The sequence below is a fragment of the Peribacillus sp. P4_D6 genome (assembly GCF_056401795.1).
Genome location: NZ_JBFUIQ010000001.1, coordinates 163,131 through 181,207, shown reverse-complemented (window position 1 = coordinate 181,207; position 18,077 = coordinate 163,131). Strand labels below are relative to the sequence as shown.

Below are 18,077 nucleotides of genomic sequence, written 5' to 3'. Positions count from 1 at the left end.
CAAAAACTCATGACATCCCATATGTCATGAGTTTTTACCATTTAAATGAGTGTTTTGAGCATTCATTTTCTTTTTGATGAAATCGCTCAATTGTTTCCTTTCACTTGGTTTAGCGTTATTTGCTCTCTCAAAAAATTTAAAGTGTTGTTTATATCTATCGGATTTCATGATGTCTCTCCTTTGTATTTTTTATTTACCCATTTTTTTTAAAATAAAACGTGATTTCCTGATAAAGGGATAAGAATAATGAGCCAATAGATTACAAATTATTCCTAGAGTTATATTTTCATCTGTCAATCCCTGCATATAAGGATTAATTAGATGATAATAAGTGGTAAAGCCTAAATATGGGAGAATTTCGAGTTTTATCATACTTTAAAAAAATGCTAAAATGGTCCGAATATCGGATTTTTCATTAGAAACATCAGTTTCTAGTACCCTAAAGTGAAGAGGGTTGAAGAACTCTTTTCGATGGCCCCCGAGCACTTGCTTGGGGGATCTTTTTGCTTTTTGGATAATTTGTCCACTTTATTTCTATATTATGTTTCGTTTTGTTTGTATATACATGGGTAAATATATAAGAATCAAGATGAATTAAACCTGTGTTATAGCAGTTTAATCGGAGGAATATATTTTATGGATGTGAAAGTGAAGAATGATCCCACGAAGCGAACTTTCCAGCAGTTCATTTTTCCATTTACGCTTGAAGGAAAAATGATTGAAAAGTTTGTGGGAAAATTGCTTGAGGACAATTTCGTTTTTTTGAACTTGAAAGATATGGAACAACAAAATCAATTTTACGGCGGCCATAAAGTTTCACACCGTAAATTGGAAAAGTATTTCATGCCATACATCGAGCCGATTTTATTTCCGGGTCATGCAAAACAGAAGGAAGGCTTGCGGCGTTTCACGAAAAAACTGGATATTGATTGTACCTTCGAATCACCCTATCTAAATACCCCATTTATTATTAACTCTATAGATATCTTCATATGCCCATTTCATATTGGCATGATGAATCTTCGTGTTACTTTACCTGAAGGGCTTTCACATAATGATGTGCTCTATTTTGGCGATACATTTAGAATCCTCGAACCGATTGCTGATGATGAAGAAAACACGAAAGTTGGCTGCCGGGAAAATCAGTATGAACAAGTGAAGGATTTCATCTTCAATGAACTGTTGCCGCCTATTGAGGAATATATAGATGAAGAACAAGCGGATCCGACCTATTTTGGGAGTTTGCCCTTTTTCATCGATGAAAGAATGTATGTGATCAGTTATACGGCATTCCCTGAGAATCGTGATATTTCTAAAAATGATTTATTCCGGATCAGTGAGCTGAACGGGTATGACAATGATGGTGAGCCATATATAGGCGCATTAAACCCTGATTATATAGAAAAATATTATCAAGAAAGGGTATATGACAGGTGGGGCAAGGAAACCTATTATGTAACTAGCATGTATCATTTCGCGTGTGTCACGAAAGCGACAGGTAAACTGGAACAAGAACTGGCAAGCGAAATGTACGGCCAGCATTTTTATACATTGTTGCTTTTCTTCTATTATAAGATCGTACTGCTTAAATTGGCTCATGAACATTCCCAGATTGATGTGGAAAAAGATCAATCGGATACAGAACAGCTGATTTTCATGATCACTCAGTTTTCTGCAAAGTACTTATTCACTGAAGTGAATAGTACGGCAATCGGTAAAGAGCTTTTCAAAAAAACGGATGAAACCTTCAGGATTGCCCCTCTCTACAGAGAAGTGAAGGAAACACTTTCCTACCTTTATCAAAATCAGGATAAACTGTCTGGGAAAAGCAGTAATTATCTTTTGCAAATACTAACGATTTATACGGTGGTCTCCGGTATATTCGGAATGAATCTATACATTGAAGATTGGAAAGGGAAATTACCATGGAAAGCGTATATGGATTACACCTTATACGAATGGGTAGCTGTCATTGTAACGACAAGCGGACTCATCATTTCAGCCATCCTGGGCTTTTTCTTCCTGAAAAAATGGCTGCAAGAGAAAAAAAGCCGAAAAAAAAGAATGCTTTAAAGTCCTGTACACGATGTGCAGGACTTTTGTTTTAGAAAAAACATGGTTAAATTAGAAAAATGAAGAAATTCGGCATACGAAATCCCCCATTCCCCTAATATTTTGCTAAACTATAGGTATATCACTCTAACTATTCATTAGGAGGAAATCATGAAGAAACTAGCTTTAGTTTCCAGCTTGTTGTTGATGAGCGTATTGTTCCTGGCCGGTTGCTCGGATGAGCCAAGTCCGGAAGAGCGCTTTGCGGCATACACGAAGCTTTGGAATAAACAAGATTTTGCGAAGATGTACGAGTATCTGTCACCTGAGACAAGGAAAGAAATCAGTGCGGATGAATTTGAGAAGCGTTATGAAAAAATCTATACGGGCATTGAAGCCGACCAATTAAAGGTGGACTATAAACAGCCAAAAGAAGAAAAAGATCATAAAGATGGAGAAAAGGTAAGCCTTGCATATACCGTTGATATGTCCACTATGGCGGGCGCAGTCAGCTCTGACCATAAAGCGACACTTGTCAAGGAAGGGGAAGGCGAGGAAGAAAATTGGTACATCGAGTGGGATGAGAGCTACATATTCCCTCAATTGGAAGCTGGTGAGAAGGTATCGGTTGAATCGTATCCAGCCATTCGCGGGGAAATTGTCGATCGAAATGAACGCGGCCTCGCCATGAATGGAACGGTGGCAGAAGTGGGAATCGTGCCAGAGAAAATGGCCAACGAATCCGAAACGGTTAAAAAGGTCGCTGGAATCCTCAACATGTCCACTGACGAAGTGAATCAGAAATTAAAACAAACATGGGTAAAGCCAAGCTATTTCGTGCCCATCAAGAAAATGTCAAATGATAATAGCGCAACTTTGGAAAAGCTATTGAGCATTGCCGGGGTATCTGTCAATAATACGGAAGAACGCATATATCCGTATAAAGAGGCCACTGCCCATCTAATCGGATATGTCGGTGAGGCATCGGCCGAGGACCTGGAGAAATTGAAAGGAAAAGGATATACCGCAAGTGATGTTATTGGCAAGCGAGGTCTTGAGGGAGTGTTGGAGGCGCGGCTTAAAGGTAAACCTGGCGGTAAAATCTTCATTAAAACCGAAGATGGCGAAGAAAAGGTGATTGCTGAAAAGCCTGCTGAAGAGGGAGAAACAATTACATTGACCATCGACGCCGAGCTTCAAAAGGATATCTTCAAGCAATATAAGAACGAAACTGGATCGGCATCGGCAATTGATCCGAAGACAGGCGAAACGCTTGCACTTGTTTCAAGTCCGTCATTCGATCCTAATAAATATATTTTCGGAATAACGAAAGCAGAACAAAAAGCGCTTGAAGAAGACCCGAAAAAACCACTTCTGAACCGCTTCAGTTCGACGTTTGCACCTGGTTCAACCATCAAGGCCCTCACTGCGGCGATCGCCTTGAAAAATGGTGTGGATCCGAAAGAGTCGATCAATATCCAAGGGAAAACGTGGGCCAAATCGACATGGAAAGATCATTCCATTACAAGGGTTTCGGACCCTGGAGTTCCAATCGATATGGAAAAGGCATTAATTTATTCAGACAACATTTACTTTGCCCAAAAAGCTCTCGGGCTTGGAAAGGAAAAATTCACGAATGGACTCAAGGCTTTCGGATTTGATGAGTCTTTGAATTATGATTATCCGATCAAAGCATCGAGCATCGGCAAGATCGACAGTGAGGGAAGATTGGCAGATGCCGGATATGGTCAAGCGCAAGTTCAAATGAGCACGCTCCACCTCGCCATGACCTATTCAGCCTTCTTGAATGAAGGAAACATTCCTGCACCTTTCTTAATAACAGGAGATAAAATAGAAAAGAAAATATGGAAAGAAAATGCGATATCAGCAGACCAAGCGAATCAGGTCACCAAGATGTTGACACAAGTAGTGGAGCATCCTAAGGGAAGCGGACATGGAATAGCTGATCTTGGCATCAAAATCGCTGCCAAAACGGGAACTGCTGAAATCAAGGCATCCAAAAACGCGGACGGAACAGAAAACGGCTGGTTTGTTGCCATGGACACAGAAGACCCGGAACTTCTCATGGCATGGATGATGGAAGATGTAAAAGGACGAGGAGGCAGCCATGTCGTTGTCGACCAAATCAAACCGGTGTTGAAGAAGTACTTAAAGTAAAGAAAAAAGTCACCCATCTGAACTGGGCAAGCATTTAAACATTAAAAAGCAGGACATTGGCTTCTTCCATGTCCTGCTTTATTTTGGTTGTGGATTCTAATTTGTGGCGGCAATGAAGCTGGATTTGAAGGAGAATGGGTCGTGCATACAGAATGTAAAAAGGGAGTTCAATAACTTGCTAGTATACTCGGGACGTCCTGAAATCATGATGTTTACAGAGTGACATCATCCAGGCCGTTATGTTACCACATGCCGATGGATTGAATAGGATTAATTCAAAAATCCTTGAAAGATGAATAGAATGGGAATGAGGATGAAAAGGAATGAAAAGATTAAAGTATTTGTTTATCGCTTTCTTTATCACTTTTTTTGCATTTCCTTCTCATGAAGCGACTGCAGCAGAAAAAAATTCAACGATGGAAGTGAAACTGAAGAATTATTTGGGCAATAGAACAAGTGCCGAAATAACGGCAACCGGGGACTACCGTACATCAAGGGGAGAGATATTCATAAAGGCGGGGGAAAATCTGACTTTGAAAGTAGAGTCGGCTAAACTTGCCGTATACAAAGGATCTAAGAAAAAGGGATCTTATGCTTCTTTTAAGGTAATACCAGTTAAACCTGATTCTTCATTATCCATAAACGGCCGTCCGTATCAAGGCTCATTTTCATTTACAGCGGAGGACGGTTACATCCGTCCGATCAATACTGTTTATATGGAAGATTACCTAAAGGGCGTCGTCCCGCTGGAGATGCCTGCACTATGGCACTCCGAAGCCTTAAAAGCACAGGCGATTGCCGCCCGGACCTATGCACTTCGCCATCAATCCACAATAATTGATGATACGGTTTCTTACCAAGTATATGGCGGGGCTGCCGGTCACTATCGAACTAATTCAGCCATTGAGCAGACGAAGGGCATGGTAATCAAGCATGATGGCGAAATAATCGAAGCGTTCTTTTCCTCAAGCAATGGAGGAATGACCGAATCGAATTCAAATGTTTGGTCAAGTGGCAACCCCCTTGCATATTTATCTATAAAAGAAGATTTCTATGATCCGAAAACCAGTTGGAAGATAACGCTGGACAAGCAGCAAATCGACCTTTCAAAAATGGACTTATCTAAACCGGAAGAATGGTGGACAAGTGTAGAGGAAAAAGATAAAACGGTAGTGCCGAAGCTTAAGGCTTGGCTGAAGAATAATGGATATGCGCAGAAAGATATTAAAATAACGGAGATTCCCTTGTTAACATTTTCAGATGAGAAAACGGGAGGCCGTGTAACGAAAGGCTCCATCCAATTGAATTTCTATGTAAGGGACCTCGTTGATGACCGGGGAAAGCTTCTGCCGCAAACGGTTAGGCTTACTAATGTATCAGCTTCCAAAATCAGGGGCATGGTGGGGCAAGAGGTGATGAAAAGCTATCTGGTTGACCATTCATCCTCCGATCACTCCAAAATTTCTATTAAAGGATCAGGATATGGGCATGGTGTCGGGCTAAGTCAGTTTGGGGCGAAAAACAGAGCGGAAGCAGGACAATCCTATCTAGATATTTTGGGATTTTATTATCCTGACACAACTATAGAAAGGGAATATGGACCAGGCGCTGGATTTAAAACGGATCTTGTCGTCAAGTCAGAACCGAATTCAGTAAGCATGAAAGCGCAAACGGATCATGTCAATGATGAGGTTGGAATCACATACTCCCTAAAAGAAGATACTGTGGTTACACTTACGATTAAAGATGGTAAAGGGAAATCCATAGCTACCCCAGTCCGTGACCAAACAATGAAAAAGGGTACCCATTCAGCAATCTGGAACACAAAAGCGGTGAGTAACGGTACATATAAAGCAGAAATATCAGCAATGGACCGCAACGGGAATGAAGGTTTGGCAACAATGCCGATTAAGATCAGTAAAGATACGTCGGCACCGAAAATCACCGAAGTCAAAACATCGGGTGACTATAGTACCGAGCAAGCGAACATAACATATATAATTAATGAAAACGTTAATGTAACAGTGGAAATCAAGAACAGTAAAGGTAAGGTTGTCGGTATCCTTTCTGAAAGGCCGTTTAGTAAAGGCAGGCAATCAGCAACATGGGATTTCAAAAATATGTCCAGCGGCATATTTACGGTGACAATCTCAGCTAAGGATAAGAGTGACAATCAGAAAACCATTTCAACGAAAATCTCGATTAGGAAGACGACGGGAATAGTGACAGCAAGCGAATTATATATTAAAGAAAATAGAAATGCATCTACTGAAACGGTTGGAAATCTATACAGGGACCAATCTGTAACGATCCTGGCTCAACAAGATGAGTGGTACAAAGTGAAAAAGGGAAGCCAAATTGGGTATGTATTAAAAAAACATATAAAAAAATGAATGAGCAGGACGCCAATCATGGCGTCTTTTTTTGCTCTATTTTATTATGGCATCATGACTCTTCATCATACTCACGAGTATACGCACCAAATTCACGAGTAAAAGGCGTAAACTCACGAGTAAATGCCCCAAACTCTCGAGTAAAAGGCGTAAACTCACGAGTAAATGCCCCAAACTCACGAGTAAATGCCCCAAACTCACGAGTAAATGCATTAAACTCGTGAGTAATGCCCGCAAACTTCGCCATAACTTGAGTTAACGGACCTTAATCAAAATGAAAATGAGAATCTTAAAAGAGGAATGAATGCATTCATTCCTCTTTTGTTTTATGCTGACCGGGTGTGAACGGAACGCCGGCGGCTTTTGTGATGATTTTTGAAATATCGGTATTTTCAATGACTCCATCAAAGGCTTCACTGCCTGGACCCGAGGCGAAAACGGGAATCATATTGGCTGTATGTCCTCCTGTGGAACTGGCTGCCCGTATGCTTCGATCAGCTACGCCCGCCTTATGGTGCCTGGCGATGGTGCTACCGATTTCCCAATCGATTTGATGCTTTGGATAGACAAGCGTTTTATTCTTTCTTACGTTATCAATGAATTGATCGACTTCCTGATCCGTAAGAGATATATGTGCATACTTCTTGAATGTGGAAACGACACTTTCTGGATTGATTTCATTATTTTTATCGAATGTAAGCTGTTTGGACATATATTCGGATGAAACCCTGATTTTTTTCAATGCCGTGATATCCATTGTTTCAGAAGCAGAGGTCCCCATTGTTTCGTGGTCTGCAAGTACAACGATCAATGTATCATTTCGACTTTTTGCCCAATCTAAAACCTCTTTCACGGTTTGGTCAAATTCGATGGTTTCTTTCCATATTCCAGTGATGTCGGCTGCATGCTCCATATGGTCAATACGCGCACCTTCGGCCATCAAGAAGAATCCCTTATCACCCTGGGATAAAATATCCAACGCTTTGGATGTCATTTCGGGGAGGGATGGCTCTTGGGAATGTAATACTTCTTTATCCAGTTTGAAATTCATATAGGTAGGGTGAAATAATCCTAAAAGTTTTGCCGGATTATTAATGGAACTAAGTTCTTCTTTAGTCGTCGTAATCCCATAGCCAGCTTGTTTAAATTTGGCGATTAAATCCTCGCCATTCTGCTTATCCGCATTGAAATAGCTGGCACCACCGCCAAGAATGACATCGATCCGGTTATCAAAGAGCTGCCTCGCGATATTTGCGCCACCTGTCCAGCGGTTAGGCACACTTGCACCAAAGGCAGCGGGTGTGGCATCGACTACCATATTGGTTGAGATGATCCCGACTTTTTTGCCATTGTTCTGAAAGGCATCCAATACACTATCCACCTCGGAACCATTGGCATCGACACCGATTGATTCATTGTTGGTTTTTATACCAGTGGCAATCGCCGACCCTCCTGCTGCAGAGTCAGTGACGTAATTATTGGCGGAATAGGTGCGCATCAGGGCGACATGCTCCAGTTTTTCCAAATGTAGTACACCTGTCTTTCCATATTCCAATTGCCGGGCAATTTCTATTGCCCCTAGCCCCATGCCGTCGCCAATCAGCAATATGACATTCTTGGGGGTGTTTCTTGTTTCTGCTTGAATAGGGGAGCTCATGCTAATAATGAAAATTATAAGAACGAATAATCCAAAGCGATGCGGCTGTACGAGTTTATATCTGGATGTCTTATTCATCTGAAATCCTCCATTGGGTGAAAGTCTTCCTATTATTTGTTTAAATCGATAAAAAAACCCCTCCCTGATATTGAGGATGGAGCTAATCTTTTTAGCATGGTTAGCTGCATCAAGTCGGTTTTTGTATAATTTGTCTTTCAAAAAAATAAAGAATTTCTATATTATTACAATATGAAGGCGAAAGTTTATAAACAGTAAATACATAACTGATATAATTTCACTAAAGGTCAATTGAATTAATAGGAGAGAAAACCCTATGCTATCCAGTATGAAAAAGTTCTTCAAAGAAGGTTCTAAAGACTTGAAGAGAATTTATAAGTTGGTAGAAGAAGTGAATCGGCTAGAGGGTAAATATGAAAAATATTCAGATCTGGAATTAAGTGGAATGAAGGATAGATTTAAAAGCATTTTGGATGCTGGTGATAATATTTTGGATATACAAGCCGAAGCTTTTGCGGTCGTGAGGGAGGCTTCCAAGCGAGTATTGAATCTTAGGCACCATGATGTTCAGCTTGCAGGCGGTTTTGTCCTGAGTGAAGGGGGCATTGCCCAAATGAATACGGGCGAGGGAAAGACGCTTGTCTCTACATTGCCTAGCTATTTACATGCACTGTTCGGTAATGGTGTGCATATTATTACGGCCAATGAATATTTGGCCAAACGTGATAAAGAGTTAATGGGACAAATTCTTGAATTTCTAGGATTGACGGTCGGTTTGAACATTTCCCAAATGGGACCTTCCGCGAAACGTGAAGCATATGCGGCAGATATCACGTATGGGACGGCAACAGAGTTCGGTTTTGATTATTTGCGTGATAATCTGGTTTATCGAAGGGAAGACAAGGTTCAAAGAGGACACCGATTTGCCATTGTCGATGAGGTTGACAGCATCTTGATTGATGAAGCGAGGACACCATTAATCATTGCGGGCAGGGCAAACGACGGAACCGAGCTTCACCAGATCACGGCGCAAATCATGAAGACATTTATAGAAAAGGATGATTACGAGATTTCCGTTGAGTCAAGGTCCGCCTTCTTCACGGATCAAGGTGCTTCCAAGATTGAAGAGGCCTTTGGCATCGACAATCTGTATGGAATGGAGCATCAAGAGTTATTACATAATGTTACACAGGCGCTGAAAGCGCGGGCAATCATGAAATTGGATGTGGACTACATTGTCATCGATGGAAAGATTGCAATCATCGATAAATTCACAGGCAGGGTGATGGAAGGGCGAAGCTTCAGTGACGGGCTGCATCAAGCCATTGAGGCAAAAGAGGGATTGGAGATTTCCGAAGAGAATGAAACACAGGCTATGATTTCCGTCCAAAATTATTTTCGATTATATCATTCAATGTCTGGGATGACAGGGAGTGCCATACCATCAAAGTCTGAATTCCAGGAAATATATCAGCTCCCCGTCATTGAAATTCCAACTAATGAGCCTATTATTCGAGTGGATGAGGTTGATTTGCTTTATAAAGATGAAACAAGCAAAATCAACAAAATCGTCACGGAAGTAAAACGGATCCATGATGAAGGCAGACCTATCCTGATCGGGACGACCTCCATTGAGCAATCTGAAAAAATTTCGGTTCAACTGGATAATCGGAAAATTAAACATCAAATCCTTAATGCGAAGACGGAAGATGATGAAGCGGAGATCATTGCGAATGCCGGGCAAAAAAAACAAGTGATGCTGGCTACGAACATGGCTGGGAGAGGAACGGATATATTACTTGGGAATGATGTCAAGGAATTGGGCGGCCTTCATATTATCGGGACGGAGCGACACGAAAGCCGTCGGATCGATATGCAGTTAAGAGGACGTTCCGGGCGGCAGGGTGATCCTGGTTCAACACAATTCATCATTTCTTTGGAAGATGATTTGTTTCATTACTATGATGAAGAAGAATTGGGACGTTATATCAAGAAAATCAAAACGGATGAAAATGGGTTGGTGCTGGGCCCTGCACCCGATAAATTCGTTAAAATGGTTCAGGATTCGGTAGAGCAGATGCATCAATCAAGCCGATATCACATATTGAAGTTGGAACATGCATTAAATGAGCAGAGTAAAATCATCTATGCAATGAGAGATCGGATTCTTGATATGGAGCCTGAACGGATGTCGGCCATTTTACTTGACTACATCGTAAAATACATTACTCGGCTCACAGTGAAATATGACCGTGAACATATAGCAGAGCCTGACTCCTCTGCCTTAATTGAAGAGCTAACCTTTGTTTTGCTGTCGTTAGGTTGGCAGGAAAGTGATTTGAAGGATATAGAAGGCCAAATTGAAGGAAGGGTGTTGGAGGCTTTAGGTGAATGGGAATCGAGACTGGTGATCTTTCAAGCCGATGCAGAATGGGGAAACCAGTTGCGCGCTTTCATGCTGCAACAAATCAATATAAATTGGATGAACCATTTAGATGAAATGAACAGTTTGAAGGAAGGCATTGGTTTAAGCGAATATGGTCAGCAGGACCCATATGCGTTGTTTGAAAAAGCAGCTCTCAGTCAATTCAACCTTCTATTAAGTAAAATTGAGGCGGAGATAAGCATCCGTTTTATGGAATATATGAAAAGCAATCAGCAAGATGCAGCTTCTTTGGAGGGGGAGGAACGATGAGTTTATTTGGAAAAAGGGATAATGCAGCTTCAGATGTAAATAAGTTAGAAAATCATGATGACACCGTTCATACTGTCCTGATGTTTCACAAGGGGTGGGATATTTCCAAGCAAGAGGAATATGTATATAAATTCCACCATCAAAGGCTGCCTGCATTAAAACCGAACCAAATTTCAATATCCGGCATCAAGCTGACTAGGGTGGAAGATGATGTCACCATAGTGGCTTTTCTGCGAAATTCAATAGATAAAGCCGTCAGGTTTGATATCGTGGATTTACTGTTAGTTGATGGAGATGGAAAATTCCTGGCGAAAAAGACATTCGATCTCACAGAGCTTGGTGAGATACCGGCACTTTCAAGCATGCCATGGCGTTTCTTGTTCGAGGAAGGGGATATGTTGGCGGAATCGATTCCTGATGAAGGTTGGAAGATTGCTTTTGAATGGAAGAGAAAGTAGAAAAACAACCGCATGAGTCTAGCGGCAATCGGCAGCTTTTTTGCCGGAGCGCCAAAGCAAAGCCCTCATCCTTTTAGTGATGAAGGTTTTTTGTTTATAAGGGAGGTCAGTAGCACCAAATATTTATGCCATTTTCTGTGTGCAATTTCTCATAAATGGTAACGCTAAGTAATATTTATAAGTAATCTTCCGCAATCTAGCCTAGCCAAGGCTTGGAAATAATGAAGAGGAAAGTGGCAGGATCATGAAGAATAACCGTAATCAACGCTTGAAGGAGAGGCTATTTGAGTTATTGTCATTCTCAATCGTGGCCATACTTTTCATTTATACGAATGATAGGATGGGTAACGATCTTTCTATTGGAATAATTACGATAATCATCGGTGCTGCCGGTTTTGTTGTTTATCTGAAGGAATGGATATCGAATCGAATCATAAAGGGCATCATTTTTTCAGTTTTCCTTCTTTCGATCATGGTCTTTTTCCTTGGGGACATCTGGTTTTATCGTTATTATTCGACACCTATAACATCCTATATGTGGATGCAAAAAAGCAATCTGAATGGGCTAGGTGAAAGTATATTCAGTATGATGGAAATCAAGGATGCAATCTTTCTTCTGGCAGGCATTCCAATTGCTGAATCTTTTGTGAAGAAAAAATACCCCCTCAAGCATATGGCACTTGTGCCGGCCGTAATATTCCTGATGATAGCAGGATTAAAACCGGTCAAGAATATCTTTATCGACAAAGTCGATATAACCCGTCGTTATGAGGCAAATACCTTCTTGCGAAACTGGGGTCCTATCGGTCATCACGCATTGGATGCGTATGCTTATTTTACTGACTCGGGAAGGGATGAAATGTCTTCGGAAGAAAAGAAGGCCGTTTCTGATTACTTCAATAAAAAGAAAAGAAAGGAAAATGCCCATTCAGGATCCTTAGAGGGGAAGAATCTCATTATCATCCAGGTGGAATCTTTACAGGCGTTTCCGCTTTTTCAAACCAGTGCCGGGCAGGAGGTCACGCCATTCATGAATGGACTGGCGAAAGGGGGATTGTATTTCCCGCATGTATATCCGCAGACGGTATTTGGAAATTCATCTGATGGAGAGCTTATCGTGAATACCGGACTATTTCCATTAAAGCAAGGTGCGACCTTTTTTCGGTTCCCTTATAATGATTTTCCTGGTCTTGCCAAGGAATTAAAGAAGTCGGATTATCAAAGTTTTGCTTTCCACGGAGATGAAGAAGACTTTTGGAATAGGCAGCATGCATATCCCTCGCTAGGTTTTGATGACTATCTTTCCATAGAGGATATGAAGCAGGACGAGATGATTTCGATGGGCTTGGGAGACCGCAGTTTCTTTAATCAAAGCTATGATTTCTTAAAAGATAAACAAAACCCCTATTACGCATTTTTCGTAACTCTGTCCAGCCATGTACCTTTTTCACTGCCGAAGGAACAGATAACAATGAAGCCTGAAGTTGGAAAAGAAAATAGTTACCTGACTAAATATTTCGAAGCCATTCATTATACAGATTCAGCTATCGGGGATTTCGTGAAGAAGTTGAAGGATGACGGGAAATTGAAAGACAGCGTAATTGTCATTTACGGAGATCATGATGGGCTATTCTTAAAAGATAAACACGAGGTTGAAGCGTATTATGGTAGTAAAATTAGCGATGAAGAGTGGATTGAAAAATATATGCCCATTCCCGTGATCATTTATCAGGAGGATATGGAAGGGAGAACGATTGATAAGGTGGCGGGCCAAATCGATATTCTGCCCACTCTATATGATTTGTTCAATATAAAGAGTTCTTCATACTTTGGAGAGAGCATGCTGGATGGCGAAGAGGGTGATGCCTTGATATTAAAAGGGGATTATGGTTCTCAAATGAAAATAAATGGGGAAGGCAAGGTCGAAGGATTTTCACCAGAAGATCAAAAGGAGATTGATCTGAGTGATCAGGTGATACGTTCCGATTACTTAAAAAAAATTGAGAAAGAGGTAAAAAAAGAGGATGACTGATAAAAGTCATCCTCCTTCCATTATAATCCTAAATGTGTTTTAACGCGATTTTGGGCTTCAAGCTTTGTATCTTCTGGAACGATGTTGTACCAAACGCCATCTACCCGTTGATTGTCACCTTCAAGTGTATATTGTTCAATATTTTTGAGGGATGATTTGTAGTTATTTTGAATGCTCAACATTTCATTGAAACTTAAATTGGTTTCCACGTTTTTACCTAAAGCTTCGAATATATCGTCATAATTGGTAAGTGTTGATAGGCTTGCCCCTTTTTTCATGACAGCTTGGATAACTTGGCGTTGCCGCATTTGCCGTCCATAATCCCCGCGGGGATCTTCTTTACGGATTCGGGAATAAATCAAGGCCTCTTTACCATTTAAGTCGATTGTACCTTTGTTGAAGGTATATCCTTTATAGGCAAGGTCCATATCATTATCGACCGTGACACCACCAACGGCATTCACAATATCCTGAAAGCCTTCCATATTCATTTTGACGTAATAGTCAATCGGAATATCCAAATAGGATTCCACTGTATTTATCGACATGGCGACTCCGCCATATGCATAGGCATGGTTCATTTTATCATTTATACCTTTACCGACGATCTCTGTACGGGTATCTCTCGGTAAACTCAATAATTCAATCGATTCTTTTTTAGGATTAACGGTCATGACAATCATCGTATCTGATCGACCTGAGTCATTTTTTCTTTCATCCACACCAAGAATTAGTAATGAAAATGGATCTTGGCTTTTGAACTTGATGTCCTCTACACGTTTATCCGTTTTATGGGCTGTGCCCTGCATAGTGCTGATCGCACCGGCTAATGATTGATATACTGAAGCGCCATAAACACCTGCGCCAATGATAAGGATAAGAAGGGTGAAGCCGATTATTTTAAACGTTTTGCGTTTCTTTTTCTTTTTTTTATGTTCGGATCTCATTTAATATTCCTCCCTTAACCATCCCACAAAATGGAAGGTGTGAAAAAGTACCTAGTCGGTATTTTTAACTATACCTTTTTTTTGTCAAAAATAGAATAGTTTCTTTTTGTAGTTAGAGTGCATATTTACCTTTTTTCATTCAAAAAAACGAAGGATTCTGAATTCCTTCGTTTACACAGCATTCATTTTTTTCCAAAATTGTATAGCAGAGTTAAAGAAGTTATGAATCTTTTCATAAATTTGCCAGACTTTAAGAGAAAGTCTGGCAAGTAAATCTTATAAACTTCTATAACCGATGATTTTACTTTTGAAATAAGAGTTTGAAGTAGTACTGATCGTTACTCCCTTACTTGATGAGGCATGAATGAATTCCCCGCCGCCCAAGTAAATTCCCATATGGCTTATGACTGATTTATTGGAACCCGTTGCAAAGAAGATAAGATCGCCGCTTTTCGGTGAAGTAACTTTTTTGCCCATATCATAATAGGTGGATGATGAAAGCCTTGGAACATCATACCCAGCCCTCTTGAACGTATAGTAGATGAATCCGCTGCAATCGAATCCTGATGGGGAGGAACCCGCCCACGAATAAGGTGTGCCAATCAATTTCTTTGCTTCGGAAACGAGCTTGGCCACTTTGTTTCCTGAACTTGGGGCTTCCACTTTTCCACCATCGTTTTTATCTGCAGGGGCAGTGCTTGCCGATGTACTTAATTTCAGTTTTTGCCCCACTCTGATTAAATCGGACTTTAACGAGTTGATTGATTTAAGCTGGGCTACAGTCAAGTTTGTTTTTCTGGAAATCTTGGAAAGAGTATCACCTTTTACCACAATGTATGTAGACGAATTGGCTGGGGTCTGTGTACCACTGGATGGTTTGGAGCTGCCGGGTAAATCAATGGTAGTGGTGGTGGTTGATTTGGATACGATAAGTTTGGCGCCTGCATAAATTCTATCGGATTTTAAGTTATTCATTTTCTTCAATTCAGCAAGTGTAAGGTTATGCTTGTTTGCTATCCTGGTTAAGGTATCACCTGAAACAATGGTATATGTGGTTTTCTTTGTTGTTTTCACGGAAACTGAAGGAGCATTTGATGTTGTTTTGGAGTTGGGTGTAATTAATTTTTGATTGATTCTCAAAAAGTCTGATTTTAAGTTATTAAGCTGTTTTAAGTCTTTTACCGTCGTATTATGATTTTGGGCGATTTTACTTAGGTTATCACCGCTTTTGACTGTATATGTACCGGCAAGGGCAGGAGAAACAAAAGTCGAAGATAAAATGGCTAATGTCGAAAATGCGACAACACTTTTTTTCACGGTTTTCCACCTCGAATATGTCTTTTTCCCTATTCTAACAAAATAAATGGGTTTAAACATATTACATTTTTGTTACAAGGGGAAAATAGTAGTATTTTACTGGTTTATATTGGTGGCGTTTGAGTATTGTAATCTACAATATTTTCTATATTGTGAGTCTTTTTTCATATTTCGGAGCGTGGTGTTTCCCTTTGTCACTTTATGAAAAAAATGTACCTTTTTGCAGGGCGTGCATTCCGCTCAGTGGTTATGGAAAAATAGAAAACCCACTTCGTTTTACGAAGTGGGTGGTTTTATTTATAAAGGAAATCAACTAAGTTCCTGCTTGAATTTCCCGTGGAGTATTCATTCCATTTTTGGTTAAAGGAAGCGATCTTCATTAATGAATGATCGGCGGTACGGATTTTCCTCAAGAGCTCTTCTGTGGTGGATACCACGGGTCCGGGCATGGAAGAAGAGTAATCCTCCCAGAATCCCCGTTCCTGCACATACTTTTCTAAGTCATATGCAAAGAATATCATGGGTCTTCCCAAAAAAGAGAATTCAAATGGAATCGATGAGTAATCGGTTATTAAAAGATCCGTACTGATCAGCAGTTGATTAACGTGAAAGTCACTATTGACAGGGTAAATGAATCCCGGGAATTTATCTTGTAAATCATGCTCTGCTTTTACAGCTGGATGCAGCTTTAGTAATAACGCATAGTTTTCGCCCTTAAGTTCCTTGTAGAGCAATTCCAAATCAAGAGCAATCTCTCCGTTGTTCAAGCCGTCATTACGAAATGTAGGGGCATATAACATGATTTTCTTATGCTCAAGTTCTGGATACTTGGCCAGCAAAGCATTACGGGCAGTCCTTTTTGATTCATCATTAAAAAAGAAATCGGTCCGAGGGATCCCGGTCCTTAGGATATGGGATGCCGGCAGTTGGAAACTTTCTTGATAAATATCGGCCATTCTCTCTGAACCTGCCGTAACATAATCGAATTTATCATATACCTCAAAAAATCTTTTCCTTGCACCGGCTGAACGGTTTTTAATGGAAGGATCTTTTGCTCCGAATTGCTTTACGGCACCGGCCGCATGCCACACTTGCACGCATGTCACTTGCTTTTTGAATGAAATGGCTGAAAGAAAGCCAAAATAATTATCGATGATAATCCATTTTGATGTAGCCAGATGATAAATCGATCGGATCATGGCACTGATATTTTTTGATTCAAACGGAAGGACGATGGTTTCCCCATCGTCCTTAACTTGTATAGAACTGCTTGATTTCATTAAAAATACCTTTTGAACGGAAATGTCCTGCTTGTCCATTTCATCTGCGATATATTGGCAATTGTCCCCGAATGATGTGACAAAGGTCGTTTTGTCATATAAAGGGAAAAGTTTAAAGATAGAGAATAAAACTTTGAAACAAAAAAGATAAATCCCTATCGCGAATTCTTTAGCCATTAGTAACTTGTAGAAGGTCATCTTTAATTTGGGAAGTCGAAATGCCGATTGTCCTTGGAAGGTAGACCACTTCACAAACTTCGGATAATTCATCGAATTGGCCTTTCCAGTCATCACCCATTACAAAGATATCCACACCTTCGCGAACGATGTCTTCCTTCTTTTGTTCCCAATTGTCTTCAGGTATGACTTCATCCACATAACGAATTGATTCTAGGATCATTTTTCTGTTTTCAAAACTGTGATAAGCTTTTTTATCTTTTAAAGCATTGAATTCATCCGTAGAAATGGCAACGATCAGATAATCCCCTAAATCTTTAGCACGTTTTAATAGATTGATATGACCCCAATGAAGCAAATCAAAGGTTCCGTAAGTGATTACTTTTTTCATTTTTATTCCTCCTTTAAAACTCTTGAACTGTTATTCAATCAAATTAATATATATTTGGTCTATTAGAATATGAAATGGAACAATAAAACAGGCAACCAGCTCTTTAATTCTGCTTGTTGTTTTCCTATATTTTTTAGGCAATGACATTCTCTAACTAATTATAACTTAATAGCTTTACAAATAAACCACAATTTTTTTACAAATAAACCACAATTTTTTACATTGATGATTCTTGTAAATATTATTTTTTAAGTTAAAATTAAATGTTGACTAATTTGTATGACTCTGAAGGGCATAATAAAGTGTCCATAATTAATGTAAGGATTTATACTTAATGGTATTTAAAAATAATTACCCTCACATTAATGAATGAAAAAAGATTTCATCATTCTTGCTGCAATCAGAAAAGCCATTCACAATTTTACCACGTTTAGGAGAGAACAACTAGAGGAGCTTCATAAATCCTGTTTTCTAAAAGTGGA

General features: G+C 40.0%; 13 protein-coding genes. 6 read left to right on the top strand and 7 right to left on the bottom strand.

Annotated elements, in window-relative coordinates; all coding sequences use genetic code 11:
• Positions 1–24: 24 nt before the first annotated feature.
• Positions 25–168 carry a hypothetical protein gene (locus tag AC1DVB_RS00805; RefSeq protein ID WP_156404388.1) on the bottom strand — a complete coding sequence of 48 codons (144 nt, stop codon included), beginning with the start codon at positions 166–168 and terminating at the stop codon, positions 25–27.
• 468 nt (positions 169–636) lie between these two features.
• On the opposite strand from AC1DVB_RS00805, the gene AC1DVB_RS00800 reads away from it, so the two are divergent.
• The 3 genes from AC1DVB_RS00800 to AC1DVB_RS00790 all read left to right on the top strand — a co-directional run bounded on the left by AC1DVB_RS00800 (position 637) and on the right by AC1DVB_RS00790 (position 6,623).
• Complete coding sequence (locus AC1DVB_RS00800; protein ID WP_477587816.1) at positions 637–2,073, top strand: hypothetical protein; 1,437 nt, start codon at positions 637–639, stop codon at positions 2,071–2,073.
• A 150-nt stretch (positions 2,074–2,223) separates the two neighbouring features.
• Positions 2,224–4,230, top strand: coding sequence for a penicillin-binding transpeptidase domain-containing protein (locus AC1DVB_RS00795; RefSeq protein ID WP_477587814.1), 2,007 nt, complete (start codon positions 2,224–2,226; stop codon positions 4,228–4,230).
• A gap of 323 nt (positions 4,231–4,553) precedes the next feature.
• Positions 4,554–6,623, top strand: a complete 2,070-nt coding sequence (locus AC1DVB_RS00790) for a SpoIID/LytB domain-containing protein (RefSeq protein ID WP_477587812.1) — start codon at positions 4,554–4,556, stop codon at positions 6,621–6,623.
• A gap of 52 nt (positions 6,624–6,675) precedes the next feature.
• Here the strand turns inward: AC1DVB_RS00790 and AC1DVB_RS00785 are convergent, their stop codons facing one another.
• Both AC1DVB_RS00785 and AC1DVB_RS00780 read right to left on the bottom strand, forming a co-directional pair.
• Positions 6,676–6,870 carry a hypothetical protein gene (locus AC1DVB_RS00785; protein ID WP_477587810.1) on the bottom strand — a complete coding sequence of 65 codons (195 nt, stop codon included), beginning with the start codon at positions 6,868–6,870 and terminating at the stop codon, positions 6,676–6,678.
• 63 nt (positions 6,871–6,933) lie between these two features.
• Positions 6,934–8,358 carry an alkaline phosphatase gene (locus AC1DVB_RS00780; RefSeq protein ID WP_477587808.1) on the bottom strand — a complete coding sequence of 475 codons (1,425 nt, stop codon included), beginning with the start codon at positions 8,356–8,358 and terminating at the stop codon, positions 6,934–6,936.
• Between the two features lie 256 nt (positions 8,359–8,614).
• Between AC1DVB_RS00780 and secA the strand changes: the two genes are divergently transcribed.
• The 3 genes from secA (at position 8,615) to AC1DVB_RS00765 (ending at position 13,483) form a co-directional block, all read left to right on the top strand.
• On the top strand, positions 8,615–10,993 hold the full coding sequence (secA, locus tag AC1DVB_RS00775) for a preprotein translocase subunit SecA (RefSeq protein ID WP_477587806.1): 2,379 nt from the start codon (positions 8,615–8,617) through the stop codon (positions 10,991–10,993).
• The gene (locus AC1DVB_RS00770; RefSeq protein WP_477587804.1) at positions 10,990–11,451 is read left to right on the top strand and encodes an SLAP domain-containing protein; all 462 of its coding nucleotides are present in this window, start codon (positions 10,990–10,992) and stop codon (positions 11,449–11,451) included. Before secA ends, AC1DVB_RS00770 begins: the two co-directional genes overlap by 4 nt.
• Positions 11,452–11,695: 244 nt before the next feature.
• Positions 11,696–13,483 (top strand): LTA synthase family protein, encoded by a 1,788-nt coding sequence (locus AC1DVB_RS00765; protein WP_477587802.1) that lies wholly within the window; start codon positions 11,696–11,698, stop codon positions 13,481–13,483.
• A gap of 20 nt (positions 13,484–13,503) precedes the next feature.
• Here the strand turns inward: AC1DVB_RS00765 and AC1DVB_RS00760 are convergent, their stop codons facing one another.
• From AC1DVB_RS00760 to tagD, 4 genes are all read right to left on the bottom strand, one after another.
• Positions 13,504–14,430 carry an LCP family glycopolymer transferase gene (locus AC1DVB_RS00760; protein WP_034315716.1) on the bottom strand — a complete coding sequence of 309 codons (927 nt, stop codon included), beginning with the start codon at positions 14,428–14,430 and terminating at the stop codon, positions 13,504–13,506.
• A 276-nt stretch (positions 14,431–14,706) separates the two neighbouring features.
• Complete coding sequence (locus AC1DVB_RS00755) at positions 14,707–15,747, bottom strand: C40 family peptidase (protein WP_477587800.1); 1,041 nt, start codon at positions 15,745–15,747, stop codon at positions 14,707–14,709.
• A gap of 293 nt (positions 15,748–16,040) precedes the next feature.
• Complete coding sequence (locus AC1DVB_RS00750; RefSeq protein WP_477587798.1) at positions 16,041–17,204, bottom strand: CDP-glycerol glycerophosphotransferase family protein; 1,164 nt, start codon at positions 17,202–17,204, stop codon at positions 16,041–16,043.
• A complete protein-coding gene (tagD, locus tag AC1DVB_RS00745; protein WP_034315711.1) occupies positions 17,197–17,595 on the bottom strand; it encodes a glycerol-3-phosphate cytidylyltransferase in 399 nt (132 codons plus the stop codon). Before tagD ends, AC1DVB_RS00750 begins: the two co-directional genes overlap by 8 nt.
• Positions 17,596–18,077: the final 482 nt, after the last annotated feature.